Genomic DNA, 18,819 nt, shown 5'->3' with positions numbered 1-18,819 from the left:
TTTTCTAAGACACCATCCGAACTATTAAGACTAGATACTAATAGTAGTATATAGAGAATGAAAACAGATTGCAAGAAAGAAATGAAGGTGTAAATGCTATAATTAAATGCTTAAGACGCCCAATTGATTAGAGCTTTACCTTGCCTCAATGAACGTCTCATAAAGTAATGACTAATAGTTTTCCCTAAACCTATTAATCTAATTTTTCTCCTTGTAAAATACCTGTTTGGTGCAAATACATTCTTAACCTTTCATATTTATCCTCGATCCAAAAGGCATTTGAACGGATTAGTTCAACAGCATCCTGCCTTGCAACCTCCAGCGCCCTATAATCATGAACCATATCAGCCACTTTAAAAATCGGCATACCGCTTTGCTTCTTCCCAAAGAAATCGCCTGGGCCCCTTAACTCTAAATCTCTTTCAGATAAAACGAACCCATCATTCGTCTCCGTCATAATGGTCATTCTTTCTTTTCCAGTTTCCGATTTTGGATCAGCTAATAAAATACAATAGGACTGTTCGCTTCCTCTCCCGACACGTCCGCGCAGCTGATGAAGCTGGGACAAGCCAAAACGCTCCGCATCATAGATCACCATTGTTGTGGCATTCGGAACATTTACCCCAACCTCAACTACCGTTGTTGAGACTAATATATTCACCTCATTTTTGCTAAAACTCCTCATAACCATATCTTTTTCATCTGTGGTAAGTCTGCCATGCATAAGACCTACCTTGAAGCGTCCATGGTAATAATGGGTAAGCATACTATGAACATCAAGGGCATTTTGTACATCCAGCTTATCTGATTCCTCAATTAGCGGGCAAATGACATATGCTTGCCGCCCTTTTGAAACTTCTTTTTCAATAAATGCTAAAATCCGCTCAAGCATAGATGGCTTTACCCAATAGGTTTCAATTGATTTTCTCCCTGCTGGCAGTTCATCAATGACCGAAACATCCATCTCACCAAATGCCGTTATGGCTAACGTGCGGGGAATCGGAGTTGCGGTCATAAATAAAACATCTGTATTCTCACCCTTCTCTCGCAGCATTCTCCTTTGCTCAACACCAAATCTGTGCTGCTCATCAGTAATGACTAAGCCAAGTCTATGAAATTCAATATCGTCCTGGATCAAGGCATGGGTTCCTATTAGTAATTGAATGTTATTATTTTTAACTTTTTCCAGCAGTTCACGGCGTTTTTTGCCTTTCACTGAGCTTGTTAACAATGCGACATTCACATCAAATGGTTCAAATAGGGAGAGCAAGGATTCTGCATGCTGTTCTGCTAAAATCTCGGTTGGAACCATAAGCGCAGCTTGATAGCCTGATAAAATAGCCGCAAAGATGGCTATTGCTGCAACAACAGTTTTCCCAGATCCCACATCCCCCTGAAGCAAACGATTCATTCTATATGGTGACTTCATATCTGTGATGATTTCATTGACCACACGTGTTTGAGCATTTGTAAGCGGGAATGGTAAAGCTTGAATAAATTGTTCATGCTTATTTTCAGAAAAATCATGAGGGATGCCACTTACTTGCTCTCTTTGCACCTTTCGCAATGCTTGCATTTTCAATTGAAAAAGAAGAAATTCTTCATACACAAAGCGCCTTCTTGCTTGCTTTAATTGCTCAGGGCCTTCTGGTAAATGAATTGCTTTTAAAGCTTCCTTTCTTGTTAGCAGCTTATATTTTTGCAATAGCTCAACAGGTATCACTTCGTCTACATCATTCAAATATTCCTTTAAAGCAAGGGAAACAAATTTTCTCATCCCTTTAACTGTCAGCTTTCCTTTAATCGAATACACAGGTTCTATCCCAGTTACTGCTTGCTTTGGTCCAAATGCCAATTCCTGAACAGTAATCGTTTGCCTATGCTTATCCCATTTTCCGGTAACCGTAACAGTGGAATCAATCGCTAATTTATTTTTAAAATAAGGGCGATTAAAACAAACGGCAGAAACTAAGTAACGGCCGACTAATAAACGAAACGTTAGACGGGACCGTTTTTTTCCAAAATACGTAAGCAAAGGCTCGCTATGGACTTTTCCTTCAACTGTTACCCGCTCATCATGCTTTACATCTGCAAGATCTTTTAAACTATTATCATCGTATCTATATGGAAAATATTCTAACAGGTCATGAATTGTATAAATTCCCATATCATTTAAGAGGTCATTTGTTTCATCTCCAACCCCTCTTATTGCTGATACAGGGTCTTTTAATCTATTTTTCACGGTCACATTGCCTCCCATTACATGCAGCTTATGGACTTCTCTCTATGGAAGACAGCTTACCTCCTTGTACGATTTCTTTGTATGATTGCCCATACACAATACTATTAGTTTAACAGATTTTCGTTTAAGCAGTATTAGATTCGTTTTCCTGTAATTTATTAAAATGAAAAAATGGAGAACGATTCAGTATTAAAAAAACTCGGCAAATCGCCGAGTTTTTTAATCATTATTCTACTGAAAAGATAAATGAGTATAAAGGCTGATCACCTTTATGAGTTTCAACCTCAATGTCTTCAAATTGTTCTTCAATAAATTGTACGAGCTGCTCAAGATCTTCTTCGCTCGCATCTTCACCTTGAATGATCGTTAAAATCTCATCCTCATCAGAGACCATCTCTGTTAGAAGCTTTTTCGAAGCTGATAGCTGGGTTTTGTCTGTAATGACGATCTTACCCTCCAATATCCCCATGAAATCACCTTTTGAAATATCAAGACCTTCAATATTTGTATCTCGGACTGCATAGGTGATTTGACCGCTTTTTACACTATTTAATGCCTCATTCATAGCAGCTGATACATCATTTGGTTCTGCTGTTGGATTAAAAGCTAGTAATGCAGCGATGCCTTGTGGCACTGTTTTAGAAGGGATCACAATAACATTTTCCTCAGCAACAGTTGCAGCCTGTTGTGCAGCCATCACGATATTTGAATTATTTGGAAGAATGATGATATTTTCAGCATGAACGTCTTTAATTGCTTGTACGATATCCTCTGTACTAGGATTCATCGTTTGCCCGCCTTCAATGACTTCATTTGCGCCAATACTTCTAAATAAATCGGCAATACCCTTGCCCATTGAAACAGCGACGATGCCATATTTCATTTTTTCCTGCTTCGATTCTGCTTTTGGAGCTGCTTTTGTTTTTTCTCCAACAATATTACTATGCTGTTGCCGCATATTTTCGATCTTCATATTTATAAGGTTTCCATATTTTTGACCATATGAAAGAACTTCACCTGGATATTCTGCATGTATATGTACTTTTGCAAGCTCATCATCGGCGATGACAAGCAGGGAATCACCAAATTGACTTAAGTCAGATCTAAATTTTTCTTCGTCGAATGGTGTTTTACCTTCTTCAAAACGGACCATAAATTCAGTACAATAGCCGAACTCTATGTCTTCAGTATTAATATGGCTTTGGACGCTTTTATGATGTTCAGCATTTACGAGTTCGTCCATTGATGGTGTTGACACTTTTGTAGTGGAAAGCTTATCTCCTTTTAAAGCAGCTAAAAACCCTTCATAAACAAAAACTAAGCCTTGACCTCCACTATCTACTACACCAACTTCTTTTAGAACAGGAAGCAGGTCAGGAGTACGTTTTAATGATGCATCCGCTTCTTTTAACGTTACTTCCATTAGCTTGTCGATGGAAGACTCGGTTTCTGCCGCAAGTACCGCTGCTTTTGCAGCATCCTTTGCAACTGTTAAAATTGTACCCTCTACAGGTTTCATTACGGCTTTATATGCTGTATCTACACCTGCCTGAAGTGCATATGCAAATTCCATACTATTGATTTCTGCTTTCGACTCAATTGATTTTGAGAAACCTCTAAATAATTGTGATAGAATGACACCAGAATTTCCTCGTGCTCCCATCAGCAACCCTTTAGAAAGTGCATGGCCTACCTTCCCGATATGATCTGATTGATTGTTTTCAACTTCTTTTGCCCCTGATGTCATTGATAAATTCATATTTGTTCCAGTGTCACCATCAGGAACTGGGAAAACGTTTAATGCATCGACCAATTTTGCATTCATAGACAGGCGGTTTGCACCTTGCAAGATCATCTCAGCAAAACGCTTACCATCTATAGTTGTAATTGACACAGGTCATTTCCTCCTAACTACGGGTTCGCTACACGAACACCTTGAACAAAAATATTAACGGAATCAACTGCAAGTCCAACCGTCTGATCTAACGTATACTTAACTTTCGTTTGAACGTTATGTGCGACTTCAGAAATTTTTGTACCATAGCTGACGATAATATACATATCAATGTGAATGGAGTCATCCTCTTGGCGGACAATCACGCCTCTGCTAAAGTTTTCTTTTCTAAGAATTTCTGTAAGACCATCTTTTATTTGATTCTTTGATGCCATTCCAACAATACCATAGCAGTCAATTGCTGCACCACCTGCAACTATTGCAATGACTTCGTTTGATATATCAATTTGTCCGTACTTCGTTTTTAATTCAATGGACACGATCGGTTCCCCCTTTGGAATTGTTCGCACTGGCTATCCTCATTTTACTATAAGCATGTTCAAATGAAAAGAAGCAGTGACTTTTACAACTAGCAGTTGTAGTCACTTATTCATTATTATATTCAACCAAGCCTGCATTTACGATGTCAAGGGAAAATTCTTGAAAGCTTTATGCAGAGGTATTGCATTCTTGAAACAGGTGTGATAAATTATTAAAGTATCTCATGACTATGTACATGATTCATGTAAAATTCGTTAGGTTTTTTTGTAGTAAGGAGGGAATAACATGGCACGTAAATGCGTTGTTACTGGTAAAAAGACTCGCTCAGGTAATTCACGTTCACACGCGATGAACGCTAACAAACGTACTTGGGGCGCAAACCTTCAAAAAGTTCGCATCTTAGTTAACGGTAAACCTAAAAAAGTATATGTATCTGCTCGCGCTTTAAGATCAGGTAAAGTTGAGCGAGTTTAATTTTGCTATTAAGCTCTCTCAAAAAGTTACAAAACATGAAATGATAGCTTATCTTAGCTTGCTTTTGTAAGCAGCTATGTTTCATATTCATAAAGCGAGACTTCCAACATTGGGGGTTTTTTTCATCCCCCAATGTTCGTAAGCGAGACTTATCGGATCTTTACGGGCAGTTATTCTCCACTTATCTTCATTGCTTCTTTTGAATCTTGAAGTGTCGGTTTTACTGCCCGTTAAGATGGGATTAAATATAAAACGAATAAGCTAAGAAAAAAGCACCGAAATGACGGTGCTTTTTTCTTAATCTTTTTTAAACGAACCGAGCATCGCTCGAACAATTCCTCCTAAAAACTTCGGCAGCTTAATCGTATAAAATTTCATTGTTTCCCTCCTCAACCAAATCATTAAACATACTTGTATAAGGTGCTACCTGCGCCAAGGTTCAATAAAGAAAATCAGTTCTGTAGCATTATATTCAGTCTGTGGAAAAAAAATGACGCGGAACCAATTTCACTAAGAATCCACAAGGCTTAATCTCGGCTTCTTATCATTAATAATATGCCGTCTTGAAATGAAAAAGTACCTAGATCATGAATGAGTTCATTACTTATACATAATGTTGACCCTATGGTGATATGGCAATTTTTCAATGGATATTTAAATCCTTCAAGTGTTATACCTTTTACTTCATGACTGATCGGAATAAAAGATACATACCTTAAATCCTTGTGCTTCTTTATTGTATATGTTCCAGATGTGAAGAGGGTGATATGATTTTGGCGATCAATTATTTCAATATTTCTCTTATCGTTTATTGCTTTTAAAAGGAGATGGATATTTCCTAGCAAATGGTCAATCCTCCCGCCAGTTGCTCCAAATAGAAGAATTTTTTCATGATGTTGCTGTAACGCCCAATCTAAAGCTAGCTCGGTATCGGTTTTATCCTTTTCAGCAGAATACATAGATAGATTTGATAAATTATTTGTTAATTCCTCTTTTTCACGACTAGATATCGAATCAAAATCTCCAAAAGCATATGATATTGGTAAACCTGATTCCTGTATGTAAAAAACACCTTTGTCCACCCCTACCCAAGTAACTTGGTGGTGATGATGGTCAGTCAATTTTGGGAGGTATTCTTTTGGTCCCCCGGCAACAAGTGCAATTGTTTTCATTGTTTCTCCTTTAATAGATCGTTTTATAAATATGAAAAAAGTAAGGCTGTCTCAATTTTACACATTGAGACAGCCCCATTTTTGTTTTAGGTTAAGTTTACTGCACAGTGAGTTTCGAAAGAATCAGCAAATTACCGATTGCCTTCTGTTCCTTCTGCAAAACATAGCTTTTAAGAATTAATAGAATGAGCTATCGTTATAATCATAGCGGAAGCCATCCTGTTGTGCTCCAGGTGGATTACTTTTAAGTTTTTTTAGGACTGATTCAAATTGATCGATTTCTTCATAATCAGTGCTATTAAGGATGGCTGCTTGTAACGCACGTTCAATAATTGCAACATCATCAATGTAAACGTAAATAATAAACCCCTCCATTCAATAAAGTAAAGTAAACTAGACTTTATTAGGATGGGTAGGTTGTTAGATTTTTATCCCACTTGATAGAAGTATCAATTTTAAGAATGAATGGCTTCTTTTAGACTTTGAATAGCATGATGGCGGTCAGTTTGGTTGTATATGGCTGATCCTGCTACAAGTACGGTAGCACCTGCGTCCACACAGCGTTTTGCTGTCTCTTCATTTATACCGCCGTCAACCTCGATTTCAACCGAAAGTTGTCTATCCTTAATGATAGTTGAAAGCTGTTTAATTTTAGGCAAAACCTGTGGAATAAAAGCTTGCCCTCCAAAACCCGGATTTACCGTCATAAGTAAAACCATATCAATATCCTCCAGCACATGCTGAATAGACTCAATCGGTGTATGCGGGTTTAAAACAACCCCAGCTTTTATCCCCTGTGATTTTATTAATTGAATAGTCCGGTGAAGATGTTTGCATGCTTCCACATGTACTGTTATGATATCAGCGCCTGCACGAACAAAGTCTTCGATATATCTGTCAGGATCCTCAATCATCAGATGAACATCTAACGGCAGCTGGGTAACAGGGCGGATCGCTTCGACAATTAAAGGTCCGATTGTAATATTTGGGACGAAATGTCCATCCATTACATCGACATGAATATAATCAGCTCCACCTTTTTCTACATCTATAATCTCTTCTCCCAATTTAGCGAAATTTGCCGAAAGAATAGATGGTGCAATTTTTATCATAATTAGTACCTCGGCTTTCTATCTTTAATTTCTTCAACAAAAGTTAAATAATGCTCATAACGGTATTTAGGTATTTCACCGCTATCTACAGCATCTTTGACCGCACACTTCGGTTCCTTAACATGTGTACAGCCACGAAACTTACAGTCGCTGCTTCTTTCCTTCATTTCAGGGAAACAATAGCTCAGATCCTCCACCTCAATACCTGTAAAATCTAAGGAACTAAAGCCAGGTGTATCAGCAACAAAACCGGAGCCTACTGCGATTAACTCAACATGTCTTGTCGTATGACGTCCCCGTCCTAAATGTGTTGAAATATCATTTGTCCTCAGATCAAGATCAGGTCTTAAAACATTTAATAAAGAGGACTTACCTACACCTGATTGTCCTGCAAAAACGGATATTTTTTCATTCAATATTGGTTCCAGTTCTTGATTAACATTTGATTCACTCGTTGAGGTGAGCAATACGATATAGCCTGCTTTTCGATAATCATTTGCATATGACAATACTTTCTCTTTTACATCTTTGGTTTGAATTAAATCTGTTTTACTGATGACAATAATCGGTTCAATGTCATTTGCTTCTATTAAAACAAGAAAACGATCTAGCAATGATGGGCTAAAATCCGGTTCAACCGCTGAGAAAACGAGGATCGCTTGATCCACATTACAAATCGGGGGTCTTACAAGTTCATTTTTACGGTCAAAAACTTCAAGAATATATCCCTCTTGGTCATTTTCAGCTTGATATTTCACCACATCTCCAACTAAAGGAGTGATTTTATTTTTGCGAAAAACACCTCTTCCTCTGCATTGGATCAATCGATCTCTGTCCTGCACATAGTAAAAACCACTAAGAGCCTTCACAATTTTCCCTTGTGGCATGAAAAACCTCCTTGGCACATAGTTTAATCTTTTACATTTAATAAAAAATTCAATAGTAAAAGTTTGTGATTTAAATGATCCTGATATACCAAAAATAATCGCCTTACCTCGAAATTAAAGCAATAAAACGGCATTAGTCTGTTGGATACGGGATAATTTTTGAGGTCACCACTTTACTGTCGATTAATACTTGGTAATATCCTTCATCTCCATGAGCGATTTTTAATACTAATCTTTTCGTTTGCGGACTTGTGATTTTAAAAGTTTCATATAAATCCGAAATGGAATGATCCACGTCATCAATATAAATAGAAACTTCGAGCTGTTGCCCCTCATGCTCTGGCTCATATGGAATTTCAACTATTTCTTCCACTGTTTTTGGTGGATCTGGTTCCGGCCCTAATGAATAGACTAGCTGCAGTGTTGTCTCTTTTGGAACAACCTCATCTCCAGCTTTAGGAGTTTGTGAAATAAGATGACCCTTTGGAATATCAGGTGAATAGCTTTCAGTTACAGTTGAGTAAAACCCATTTGTACTTATATATTCGTCGACCTGTTCTTTACTTTTCCCAACAAGGTTTTCGATTTTCACAAGCTTGGGTCCTGAGCTTACCGTTAATTCAATCGAGTCTTCAGATGGAATAACTTCATCCCCTACTTCTGGAAATTGGGCTAAAATTGTTCCTGCTGGCTGAATTTCATTTGACTCCTCTTTTACTTCAATATTTGAAAAACCTTTCATTTCAAGAATCGCTTTTACTCGGTCAATGTTTCTTCCTACATAATCCTCAAGCACAAATTTTTCTTTACCAGTGCTTTCATAAATGGTAATCATCGAACCTTCCTTCGTTATTTCAGAAGCTTCAGGATTTGTTTTAATAACATGTCCCTCTTCAATTTCCTCATCCGAAATTTGTACTGGCTCCCCTACTTCAAATCCTTCTTCTTGAAGGATTCTTACAGCTTCATCATAGGTTTCTCCAGATACATCGGGCACTTCAATATCCTTTGGCAGCAGCAAAGGGGGAATGATTGTAAAAGCAGCAACACCTGCTATTATTAAAACAATAAAAGTGGTAATAATAAAAGTGGCAAGCTTGCTTTTTCTTTTTTTCGGTTTCTTTTCTTTTTTCTGCTTTTGCTTCTTTTGCTGATTGTCCTGCTTCACTTCTGGCTTTTGTTCGTCAGATAGATTATTTGTTGGAGTGTGAACAATCGTATCATCAGCCTTATGCTGTTCCATCGTTTCATTTGTAATAATTGGTATTGCCTTTGTTGCTTCTTCATCATCAGGTATCGTGAATTTAGGCTCTGATAACCTGCTTACATCAAACGCAGTTTCAAGATCCTTTTCCATTTCTTCAGCTGAATCATAGCGATGAAAGGGATCTTTTGCTGTGGCTTTTAAAATAATATTCTCGATGCTTTGCGGGATATCAGGATTCCATCTTTTTGGAGATGGTGTTTCCGATTGCAAATGCTTTAAGGCGATGGAAATAGCCGTTTCACCATCAAATGGCAGCCTTCCAGTTAACAGCTCAAATAAAACGATTCCAATCGAATAAATATCCGATTTTTTATTTGCTAAACCACCTCTTGCTTGTTCTGGTGATAAATAGTGAATTGAGCCAAGCACAGAATTTGTTTGCGTGATTGTTGTTGAACTAAGTGCCATGGCTATTCCAAAGTCGGTTACTTTTACGTTGCCATCGTGATCAATTAAAATATTATGCGGTTTGATATCTCGATGAACAATATGATTATCATGTGCATGTTGAATGGCCGAAACAATTTGTACCATAATATTTACTGCTTTTCTCGGATGAATAGGAGCAAATTGTTGTATGTATTGTTTTAACGTTTGACCATTTACATACTCCATCACAATGTAATAAATCCCATCTTCTTCACCGACATCATATATGCTAACCACATTAGGATGGGCTAAGCTTGTTGCAGACTGCGCTTCTCTTCGAAATCTTTTAATAAATTCGTCATCGTTAGAAAAATCAAATCGCAACACTTTCATTGCAACTTCTCTTTCTAGAATCATGTCTTTGGCCAGATAAACATTTGCCATCCCGCCTCCGCCAATGACTTCCAGAATTTTATAACGACCACTAATTCTTTTACCTATTAGCACGGCTTTTCACCTAATTCATGATTTGCCGTCTTTCTTACAATCACAAGAGATATATTATCCTCTCCGCCATTTTCGTTTGCTAATTCCACTAACGTTTTTGCTTTTTCTGCAAGCGGCAGGCTATTTGAAAGCTGAAGCTGCATTTCCTGCTCAGATACCTTGTTCGATAACCCGTCAGAGCATAGTAGAAGCACATCATCTTGTTCAAATTCAATCGTGGATACATCTAATTCAACTGTTTGCTCGGTACCTAAAGCCCGCAACAGGACATTTTTTCGCGGGTGGTGTTCCGCATCTTCTTTAGTTATTTGACCAGACCTTACTAATTCATTTACGAGTGAATGGTCTTGTGTTACCTGTTTATAGCCACTATTATTTAATAAATAACAGCGGCTATCACCAATATGGCCGACCGTAGCGAAGCTTGTTGTAACAATCGCTCCAACGATCGTTGTGCCCATACCCTGACATTCCGGATTTGATAGTGAATGTTCATAAACGGCTTTGTTCACTTCCATTACTTTTTCAGTAAACCATGCCTCAGCATCTTGTGGACTCGCAATAGATTCCACTTTTTCCCATAAGACTTTAAAGGTTGAGATGGTCATTTGGCTTGCTATATCACCAGCCAGGTGACCTCCCATACCATCAGCCACTATGGCTAACACCCCTGCCTCGTTTTCAAAAACCCCAACACAATCTTCATTGTGCTGTCTAACCTTTCCCCTGTCAGTTAAATAAAAAGTTTCCACCATGATCACCTCGTCTCCTCTTTACGCTCCTTAGCTCGAAGTTGTCCGCATGCCGCATCGATGTCATGGCCTTGTTCTCTTCTTGTTGTTACGTTTACGCCATGCTTTTTAAGCGTATCTTCAAATAATTTGATTTGTTCTTTTGGTGTACGAACATAATTTCGTTCAGGTACATAGTTAACAGGAATAAGATTGATGTGACACTTCAAGCCTTTTACTAAACGTGCTAATTCTTCTGCATGTTCAACCTGATCGTTTTCACCGCCGAACAAACCATATTCAAAGCTGACCCTTCTTCCGGTTTTATTAATATAGTATTTTACAGCTTCCATTAAATCAGGAAGTTTGTATGCCTTATTAATCGGCATTAACTTTGTACGCAATTCAGTATTTGGTGCATGTAACGAAATGGCAAAATTGATTTGCAGCTTTTCATCTGCAAATTTATAAATTTTCGGAATAATACCACTTGTTGAAACAGTAATATGGCGAGCGCCAATATTTAACCCTTTATTATGATTGATAATTTTCAAGAAGGACATCATTTCATCATAATTATCAAATGGTTCACCGATCCCCATAATGACAACATGGCTGACACGTTCGTCAAATTCATCAAGTGCTTGTTGTACTTTTACGACCTGAGCAACGATTTCTCCTGCTTCTAGATTTCTTTTAAGCCCGCCAAGAGTTGATGCACAAAATGTACAGCCGATTCGACAGCCTACTTGGGTGGTAACGCAAACCGAGTTTCCATACTCATGTCTCATTAATACCGTTTCAATTGAATAGCCGTCATGCAATTCAAATAAAAATTTTATCGTACCATCCTTTGACGTTTGTTGAATAAGGGTTTTTAATATTGTTAATGTAAAATGTTCACTTAATAACGCCCTTAAGTTCTTAGAAAGGTTCGACATTTCTTCAAAGCTTGCTGCTCGTTTGATGTAAAGCCAATCAAAGATTTGGTTCGCGCGAAAAGATTTTTCCCCCTTCTCTTTTAACCATTCCTCTAATTCATGCAATTCAAGTGAGTAAATCGAGGGATTATTGCTTATTTCTTTGCTGTCTTTTTTCGTTCTTGTTGCTTTTATCTGATCCAATTTTAACCCTTCTTTCGTAAACATGCTATATAAAAACCGTCTGATCCAAAATAATGCGGCAGCAGCTGTATCTCACCATTTTCAATATATGGGTGAAGCTTTTTCGGCAGGTTAACTGTTATGCTTTGATCACGTTCAAATTCTGGATGACTATCTAAAAACTTTTTAACAACATCACTATTTTCTTCATGATCAATTGTACATGTACTATAAACTAACACACCATTCCTCTTTAATAAAGGGGCAACAGCTTGTAATATACTGTACTGCAGGGAAGCAAGCCTATTAACATCTTCACCAGTTTTCGTATATTTAATATCAGGTTTTCTTCGGATTACGCCGAATCCTGAGCATGGGGCATCGACTAAGATACGATCAAAACTCTCTTTTTCAAACCGTTCTCCCGCTTTTCTGCTGTCTAAAGCTTCTGCTTTAATATTTTGCAATTGTAATCGGTCTGCTTGCTGTTTAATCAGCTTAACTTTATGTTCATGTAAATCCAGAGAATGAACGATTCCTGTTCCCTTCATTCGTTCAGCAATATGTGTGGATTTCCCCCCAGGTGCCGCACAAGCATCTAAAACTTTTTCTCCGGGTTGAGGGTTCAGTACTCTTGCTACTAACATGGAGCTCTCATCTTGAATAGTAAGCTTTCCTTCTTTAAATGCATCTGTTAAAGCAAGATTACCTTTCAGTCCTTTAATTGCATCTTCAGATAAGTCGCCGTATTCGATCATGATCCCTTTATTTTGCAACTCTTCCAACAGCCCTTCGACCGTTGTTTTTGTTTGATTCACACGAGCTGTTTGCGATGGAGGCAGTAAATTTTCTTCACACATTTTTTCTGTTTCTTCATAGCCAAATTGCTTTACCCATTTTTTCACGAGCCATAATGGATGGCTTGTTTTAATCGAAAGCTTTTCAATTGGATCCTTCATTTCTTCAAGATTTGGGATGCCTTCTCGTTGAACAGATCGAAGCACACCATTAACAAATGAAGCGATCCCTTTATGGCCGCGTTTCTTCGCTATTTCAACTGCTTCAAATAATACAGCTCTTTCAGGAATACGATCTAGATAGATCATTTGATATATAGAAATACGTAGTAAAATCTGTACCCATGCTTCTATTTTTTTTGCTTTTTTTAAAAACCCCGCTAAAAAATAGTCTAATGTTTCACGTCTTTGAAGGGTCCCATAAACAAGTTCCGTTAATAAAGCGATATCCTTCTCATTAACTTTATACTTATTGATCATCGTATTTAAAAGCAAGTTGCTATAGGCTTGGTTTCTTTCAATTTGTAGTAATGTTTCGACTGCTACATCACGGACATTAGTTTGTTGTTTTTTCATTGTCATCGCCTAACTTTTCCCCAACGGAAATGGTCGCACCTCTCAAATAATCTTCTCCGCTCATTTTCTTTTTACCTGCAGGTTGCAGTTCAGTGATTTTTATCGCAGTTTGATTGCCTGTTGCTACAACAAAACCATCATGGTCCATGCCAATAATTGTTCCAGGCTCAGAATCATTTTTATTTGGCATTTTTTCACCCCACCACAATTTCATCGTTTGCTTGTTATGTGTCGTAAACGCAACAGGCCAAGGGTTTAATCCACGGATTTGGTTATAAATCTCCTCACCAGACTTTGTCCAATCAACCTTTTCCTGTGCCCGTTTAATATTTGAAGCAAATGTGGCTTTAGAATCATTTTGCTTTTGCGGAGTAAGCTTGCCAGCGAGTAATAGCGGAATTGTTTCTGATAAGAGGTTTTCTCCAGCTTTACTTAGTTTGTCATGGAGAGTACCTACTGTATCCCGTTCCTCAATTTCTACTTCAACCTGTGTTAAAATATCACCGGCATCAAGCTTTTCAGCCATATACATGATCGTGATCCCTGTTTTAGTCTTCCCTTGCAGAATAGAATAATGAATCGGTGCACCACCTCGTAATTCTGGCAATAATGACGCATGGACATTTATACAGCCGTATTTTGGAGCTTCTAGTAGTTCATTTGGTAATAACTGTCCAAAAGCTGCAGTTACGATGAGATCAGGTTCTAATGAAAGGATATCATCTAATTCCTCCCGAATTTTTTCGGGCTGCAGCACTTTTATTTGATGTTTCTCCGCTTCAACTTTAACAGGCGGGGGAGTTAATGTCTTTTTACGCCCTTTTGGTCTATCTGGCTGGGTTACGACTCCAACAATGTCATAGCCTTCTTTCACGAGTCTGCGTAAAATCGGCACTGAAAAGTCTGGTGTTCCCATAAATACAATTCTTGTCATCCTATTCATCCTTCCGCACTTTCCAAATCATTTTCATCTAAATATTTTTCTACTTTGGATGTGAATAACACACCATGAAGATGGTCGATTTCATGTTGAATGGCCCTAGCAAGAAAGCCTTCAGCTTCAACAATTTTAACCTTCCCTTTACGGGTAAACGTTTTTACCTTTACATAATTCGCTCTTGTAACTTCACCAAATAATCCAGGAAAGCTTAAACATCCTTCAGGGCCTGTTTGTTCTCCGCGCTCTTCAAGAATTTCCGGGTTAATTAACTCAATTGTTCCATGGTGATCATCAATATCCACGATGGCAATTTGTTTTGAAATCCCTACTTGCGGTGCAGCCAATCCAACACCGTCATTTTCAATCATCGTATCATACATATCTGCTAAAAGCTTTGTCAGCTTTCGGTCAAAAATAACTACCTTTTCACAAGGCTTTTCTAACACCTCTGCCGGATACATAACAATTGGTTTCACTGCCAAAAACATTCCTCCAAACTATTTAAAAGCGTAAGCACATTGTTTGCTAGGAAAACATTGTACTTTTTGAATCAGTAAAAATTTCATAACTGTACATGTATATAGTGCACACAAAACTAGGCGGTAAGAGCTTTAAATCGTTTTTTAGCCCCCTCGTTACATCATTGTATTAGGGCTTAAATCAATTGAAATCATTAATTGATCTGAACTCATATCTTGTTGATAGTGTTCAATGATTTTTTTTAATGTTCCATATAAGTTTTTTTCCCGCTTGTATTTTACCATGCATTGGTATCGATATCTATCTTTGATCCGCGGGATAGGTGAAGCAACCGGTCCTAGTATTTTTGTTTCGTCTTCAACGTTTCTTCTTAAAAATTTGACAATTTGTTCTGTAACAGCTACAACTTTCGTTATTTCCGGATGTGAAATGGTGAGAAGAGCAAGATAATAATAAGGCGGATAGGCATGATTTTTTCTGGCTAGCATTTCTTGTTGATAAAACAAATCATAATCATACTGGCTTGCTAATTGAATGCTATAATGCTCAGGTGCATATGTTTGAATAATAACCTCTCCCGGCAGTTCATGTCTTCCTGCTCTGCCGCTAACTTGAGTTAATAGCTGAAAAGTCTTTTCGGCTGCACGGAAATCAGGAAGATTAAGCATTGTATCAGCAGTCAACACGCCAACAAGTGTTACATCCGGGAAATCAAGACCTTTTGCAATCATTTGTGTTCCCAATAAAATATCTGCCTCTTTATTTCCAAACTGAGTTAATAGCTCTTCATGGGCGCCTTTTCTTCCAGTTGTATCCACATCCATTCGAATAATGCGTGATTGTGGCAAAACCTTGACTAGTTCCTCCTCGACACGTTGTGTTCCCGTTCCAAAGAAACGAATATGCTCGCTTTGGCACTCTGGACAAACTGATGGCATATGTTCTTCATAGCCACAATAATGACATTTTAGCTGTTGTCCATGCCGATGATAGGTAAGGGAAATATCACAGTGCGGGCATTGAATGACATAGCCGCAATCACGGCACATGACGAAGGAAGAATAACCTCTTCGATTAAGAAATAACACCGATTGTTCTCCTTTTTTCAGCCTATCAGTTAATTTTTCAATTAACGATGTTGAAAACATGCTTCGGTTGCCATTTCTTAATTCTTCCCGCATATCAACAATTTCAACATTTGGCATTGATCGTTTATTTACTCTCTCTTTTAAGGTGAGGAGTTTGTAAACACCCTTTTTTGCTCGTGCAAAGGATTCGAGAGTTGGAGTTGCACTGCCTAACACAACTGGACAGTTGTGAAGCTGTCCACGATAAATGGCAACATCACGGGCATGGTAGCGAGGATTTTCTTCTTGTTTATAACTTGATTCATGCTCTTCATCGATAATAATCATACCAAGATTTTCAAATGGAGCAAAAATGGCAGATCTTGCTCCAACAACTAGTTGAACTTCTTTCCGCTGAATTTTACGCCATTCATCATATTTTTCACCTGTAGAAAGGCCGCTGTGTAGGACTGCCACTTTTGAGCCAAAGCGGCCTTTAAATCGATCCACCATCTGCGGGGTTAGGGCAATCTCCGGAACAAGAACAATTGCTTCTTTACCGTTTTTAAGCACCTCTTCGATTGACTGCAAATAGACCTCTGTTTTCCCGCTTCCTGTTACCCCGTACATTAAAAAGACATCATGGCGATTCTCTTTAATTGTTTTGAGGATTGGTTTTATCGCCCGCTGTTGTTCAAGATTTAATGATAAACTGCTTGTCTTTTTAAATTCTTTATTTTGAAAAGGATCACGGTATACTTCTTTATGTTTTTCAATAAGGATTCCCTTTTTGATTAGTGCTTTTACAGAGCTGTCTGACGTATTTAATATAGTCAATAAGTCTTGTAATGGTATTTCATTTATTTGATGTTCAAGAAAATAGGTGATAATTTCACTTTGTTTTTTCGCATTTGCAGGAATTTCATTCACAATTTGAGATAATCTGGAGAAAGATTCCTTTCGTTTAATATACTTAATAGTTTTTTTATTCCCTTTTTGCTTAACCTTATAAAAAACCTCAACATGCCCTGCTGCAATTTCCTTTTTAATGATGTTAAGCGGAACAGCCTGTTCGATTTCTTTTAAATCAACCTGCATACTTTTTTGAAAAAACGGTTGCATGTCTTCCGATAAATTGGATGAATCCTCTGTCACCATTCTTAGTACCTTACCATATTTCGCCTTCATGGCAGCAGGAAGCATGGCTTGGAATGCAGAAATTTTAAAACACAATGTTTTCTCGGTTAACCATTGGCCAAGTTGAAGGAGCTCAGTTGTTAAGCAAGGTGTTAAATCCAACAGTTCGGAAATAGCTTTTACTCGTTTGAATTCTGAGTGGTCCTTAGTCTCAATGACAAATCCTTGAACCTTTCGCGGACCAAAAGGAACGATGACTCTAATACCTGCTGTTACTAGCTCTTGCCACTCTTCAGGTATTTTATAATCAAATGCCCGATCCGTTTGCATGGCTGGAACATCAACAATGACACTTGCATATTTCATTTACCTTGCTCCCTTAAAAGCATGTGGACTTTTTCTAAAAGTTTTTTGGCTACATCATGCTTTGACATTAATGGAAGCTCAAGCTTTTCAAGGTTTCTCTCATAAATGGTCACAATATTTGTATCTGTTCCAAATCCTGCTCCCTCAGCGGTGACATTATTTGCGACAATCAGGTCTAAATTTTTTGTCTCTAGCTTTTTCTTTGCATATTCATCAATATTGCTGGTCTCTGCAGCAAAGCCTACTAAAAGCTGATGTTGTTTTAACTTCCCTAATTCTTTTAAAATATCAGTAGTTCTCTCCATTTCAACCTTAAGGTCATCCTGTTGTTTTTTCAGCTTTTGATCATAGGTGTCGCGTGGACGATAATCTGCAACAGCAGCCGATTTGATCACAACATCTGTATGAGGATAGTTGGCCATCACTCTTTCATACATTTCCTTTGCAGATTCAATTTGAATCGTTGTAACATTCTCCGGGGGTGTAAGATTCGTCGGACCAGTAATTAATGTAACATTTGCTCCGAGCATTTCAGCTACTTCTGCAATTGCATACCCCATTTTTCCAGAAGAATGATTAGTAAAATACCGTACAGGATCGATTTTTTCCCTTGTAGGTCCTGCAGTTATTAATATCTTTACATTCTTTAACGGCATGCCCAAGTCGAGTTTTGCAAAATGTTTATTTAGCAGGGCAATAATTTTCTCCGGTTCTTCAAGTCTTCCTTTACCAACATAACCACAAGCTAGGAAGCCTTCACTAGGCTCAATAAACTGATAACCATAATCAAATAGAGTTTTAATATTCTTCTTTACTGCTGGATGATCATACATATGTACATTCATAGCTGGAGCGATCCATACTTTTGCAGTTGTTGCCAGCAATGTCGTTGTCAGCATATCATCAGCAATGCCGTTTGCAAGCTTGCCAATTGTATTCGCCGTTGCAGGAGCAATTAAGACGATATCTGCCCAGTCGGCTAAATCAATATGTGCGATAACCTTAGAATTTTTCTCATCGAATGTATCAAAAAAAACATCATTCCGTGAAAGCGCCTGGAAGGTTAACGGTGAAACAAATTCCATCGCAGAATTGGTCATAATAACCTTGACTTCAGCACCAGCTTGTACTAATTTGCTTGTTAGGATGCAGGCTTTATATACTGCAATCCCCCCGCTGACACATAATAAGATTTTCTTACCAGCTACCATTCTCTCCACCTACTTTAATAACGAATTCCCTTCTTATATTACCAATAACTTTTCACTTACTGAAAAAAATAACAACCTCTGAAAAGGTTGTTATTTTTTTAAAGTT

General features: G+C 37.9%; 16 protein-coding genes. 1 reads left to right on the top strand and 15 read right to left on the bottom strand.

Features of this window, described 5'->3' with window-relative positions; translation table 11 throughout:
• Nucleotides 1–193: 193 nt before the first annotated feature.
• The 3 genes from recG to Q1B07_RS01110 all read right to left on the bottom strand — a co-directional run bounded on the left by recG (nucleotide 194) and on the right by Q1B07_RS01110 (nucleotide 4,516).
• Nucleotides 194–2,242 (bottom strand): ATP-dependent DNA helicase RecG, encoded by a 2,049-nt coding sequence (gene recG, locus Q1B07_RS01120; protein ID WP_299087070.1) that lies wholly within the window; start codon nucleotides 2,240–2,242, stop codon nucleotides 194–196.
• Nucleotides 2,243–2,468: 226 nt separating this feature from the next.
• Nucleotides 2,469–4,136 (bottom strand): DAK2 domain-containing protein, encoded by a 1,668-nt coding sequence (locus tag Q1B07_RS01115; protein WP_299087068.1) that lies wholly within the window; start codon nucleotides 4,134–4,136, stop codon nucleotides 2,469–2,471.
• Between the two features lie 17 nt (nucleotides 4,137–4,153).
• Nucleotides 4,154–4,516, bottom strand: a complete 363-nt coding sequence (locus Q1B07_RS01110; protein ID WP_299087066.1) for an Asp23/Gls24 family envelope stress response protein — start codon at nucleotides 4,514–4,516, stop codon at nucleotides 4,154–4,156.
• Between the two features lie 286 nt (nucleotides 4,517–4,802).
• On the opposite strand from Q1B07_RS01110, the gene rpmB reads away from it, so the two are divergent.
• Entirely contained in the window at nucleotides 4,803–4,991 is a 189-nt protein-coding gene (rpmB, locus tag Q1B07_RS01105; protein ID WP_299087064.1) for a 50S ribosomal protein L28, read from the top strand.
• Between the two features lie 297 nt (nucleotides 4,992–5,288).
• On the opposite strand, the gene spoVM is transcribed toward rpmB, so the two are convergent.
• From spoVM to coaBC, 12 genes are all read right to left on the bottom strand, one after another.
• Nucleotides 5,289–5,369, bottom strand: a complete 81-nt coding sequence (spoVM, locus tag Q1B07_RS01100; protein ID WP_003328987.1) for a stage V sporulation protein SpoVM — start codon at nucleotides 5,367–5,369, stop codon at nucleotides 5,289–5,291.
• 149 nt (nucleotides 5,370–5,518) lie between these two features.
• Nucleotides 5,519–6,163, bottom strand: a complete 645-nt coding sequence (locus Q1B07_RS01095) for a thiamine diphosphokinase (protein WP_299087062.1) — start codon at nucleotides 6,161–6,163, stop codon at nucleotides 5,519–5,521.
• Nucleotides 6,164–6,618: 455 nt separating this feature from the next.
• Nucleotides 6,619–7,275: a ribulose-phosphate 3-epimerase gene (rpe, locus tag Q1B07_RS01090; RefSeq protein WP_299087060.1), complete on the bottom strand. Its 657-nt coding sequence runs from the start codon at nucleotides 7,273–7,275 to the stop codon at nucleotides 6,619–6,621.
• A gap of 2 nt (nucleotides 7,276–7,277) precedes the next feature.
• Nucleotides 7,278–8,162, bottom strand: coding sequence for a ribosome small subunit-dependent GTPase A (rsgA, locus tag Q1B07_RS01085; RefSeq protein ID WP_299087058.1), 885 nt, complete (start codon nucleotides 8,160–8,162; stop codon nucleotides 7,278–7,280).
• Between the two features lie 133 nt (nucleotides 8,163–8,295).
• Nucleotides 8,296–10,305, bottom strand: a complete 2,010-nt coding sequence (pknB, locus tag Q1B07_RS01080) for a Stk1 family PASTA domain-containing Ser/Thr kinase (protein ID WP_299087057.1) — start codon at nucleotides 10,303–10,305, stop codon at nucleotides 8,296–8,298.
• Nucleotides 10,299–11,057, bottom strand: a complete 759-nt coding sequence (locus tag Q1B07_RS01075) for a Stp1/IreP family PP2C-type Ser/Thr phosphatase (RefSeq protein WP_299087140.1) — start codon at nucleotides 11,055–11,057, stop codon at nucleotides 10,299–10,301. Before Q1B07_RS01075 ends, pknB begins: the two co-directional genes overlap by 7 nt.
• A gap of 5 nt (nucleotides 11,058–11,062) precedes the next feature.
• Entirely contained in the window at nucleotides 11,063–12,184 is a 1,122-nt protein-coding gene (rlmN, locus tag Q1B07_RS01070; protein WP_299087055.1) for a 23S rRNA (adenine(2503)-C(2))-methyltransferase RlmN, read from the bottom strand.
• Nucleotides 12,163–13,518: a 16S rRNA (cytosine(967)-C(5))-methyltransferase RsmB gene (gene rsmB, locus Q1B07_RS01065; protein ID WP_299087053.1), complete on the bottom strand. Its 1,356-nt coding sequence runs from the start codon at nucleotides 13,516–13,518 to the stop codon at nucleotides 12,163–12,165. Before rsmB ends, rlmN begins: the two co-directional genes overlap by 22 nt.
• Complete coding sequence (gene fmt, locus Q1B07_RS01060; RefSeq protein WP_299087050.1) at nucleotides 13,493–14,446, bottom strand: methionyl-tRNA formyltransferase; 954 nt, start codon at nucleotides 14,444–14,446, stop codon at nucleotides 13,493–13,495. The genes rsmB and fmt overlap by 26 nt, the downstream gene beginning before the upstream one ends.
• 5 nt (nucleotides 14,447–14,451) lie before the next feature.
• Nucleotides 14,452–14,934, bottom strand: a complete 483-nt coding sequence (gene def / locus Q1B07_RS01055; protein WP_299087048.1) for a peptide deformylase — start codon at nucleotides 14,932–14,934, stop codon at nucleotides 14,452–14,454.
• A gap of 153 nt (nucleotides 14,935–15,087) precedes the next feature.
• Entirely contained in the window at nucleotides 15,088–17,502 is a 2,415-nt protein-coding gene (gene priA, locus Q1B07_RS01050) for a primosomal protein N' (RefSeq protein ID WP_299087047.1), read from the bottom strand.
• Nucleotides 17,499–18,713, bottom strand: coding sequence for a bifunctional phosphopantothenoylcysteine decarboxylase/phosphopantothenate--cysteine ligase CoaBC (gene coaBC / locus Q1B07_RS01045; RefSeq protein ID WP_299087045.1), 1,215 nt, complete (start codon nucleotides 18,711–18,713; stop codon nucleotides 17,499–17,501). Before coaBC ends, priA begins: the two co-directional genes overlap by 4 nt.
• Nucleotides 18,714–18,819 lie beyond the last annotated feature (106 nt).

It is taken from the genome of uncultured Metabacillus sp., from assembly GCF_947503125.1.
In the GTDB taxonomy this organism is placed as follows: domain Bacteria; phylum Bacillota; class Bacilli; order Bacillales; family Bacillaceae; genus Metabacillus.
This window is presented reverse-complemented; position numbering and strand designations above follow the sequence as displayed.

What these genes read in the sequence shown, in the direction of transcription:
- Q1B07_RS01095 (WP_299087062.1), bottom strand. Translation starts at nt 6,163, where the DNA reads ATGAAAACAATTGCACTTGTTGCCGGGGGACCAAAAGAATACCTCCCA.
- spoVM (WP_003328987.1), bottom strand. Translation starts at nt 5,369, where the DNA reads ATGAAATTTTATACGATTAAGCTGCCGAAGTTTTTAGGAGGAATTGTT.
- rlmN (WP_299087055.1), bottom strand. Translation starts at nt 12,184, where the DNA reads ATGTTTACGAAAGAAGGGTTAAAATTGGATCAGATAAAAGCAACAAGA.
- rpe (WP_299087060.1), bottom strand. Translation starts at nt 7,275, where the DNA reads ATGATAAAAATTGCACCATCTATTCTTTCGGCAAATTTCGCTAAATTG.
- rsgA (WP_299087058.1), bottom strand. Translation starts at nt 8,162, where the DNA reads ATGCCACAAGGGAAAATTGTGAAGGCTCTTAGTGGTTTTTACTATGTG.
- fmt (WP_299087050.1), bottom strand. Translation starts at nt 14,446, where the DNA reads ATGACAAGAATTGTATTTATGGGAACACCAGACTTTTCAGTGCCGATT.
- rsmB (WP_299087053.1), bottom strand. Translation starts at nt 13,518, where the DNA reads ATGACAATGAAAAAACAACAAACTAATGTCCGTGATGTAGCAGTCGAA.
- coaBC (WP_299087045.1), bottom strand. Translation starts at nt 18,713, where the DNA reads ATGGTAGCTGGTAAGAAAATCTTATTATGTGTCAGCGGGGGGATTGCA.
- priA (WP_299087047.1), bottom strand. Translation starts at nt 17,502, where the DNA reads ATGAAATATGCAAGTGTCATTGTTGATGTTCCAGCCATGCAAACGGAT.
- rpmB (WP_299087064.1), top strand. Translation starts at nt 4,803, where the DNA reads ATGGCACGTAAATGCGTTGTTACTGGTAAAAAGACTCGCTCAGGTAAT.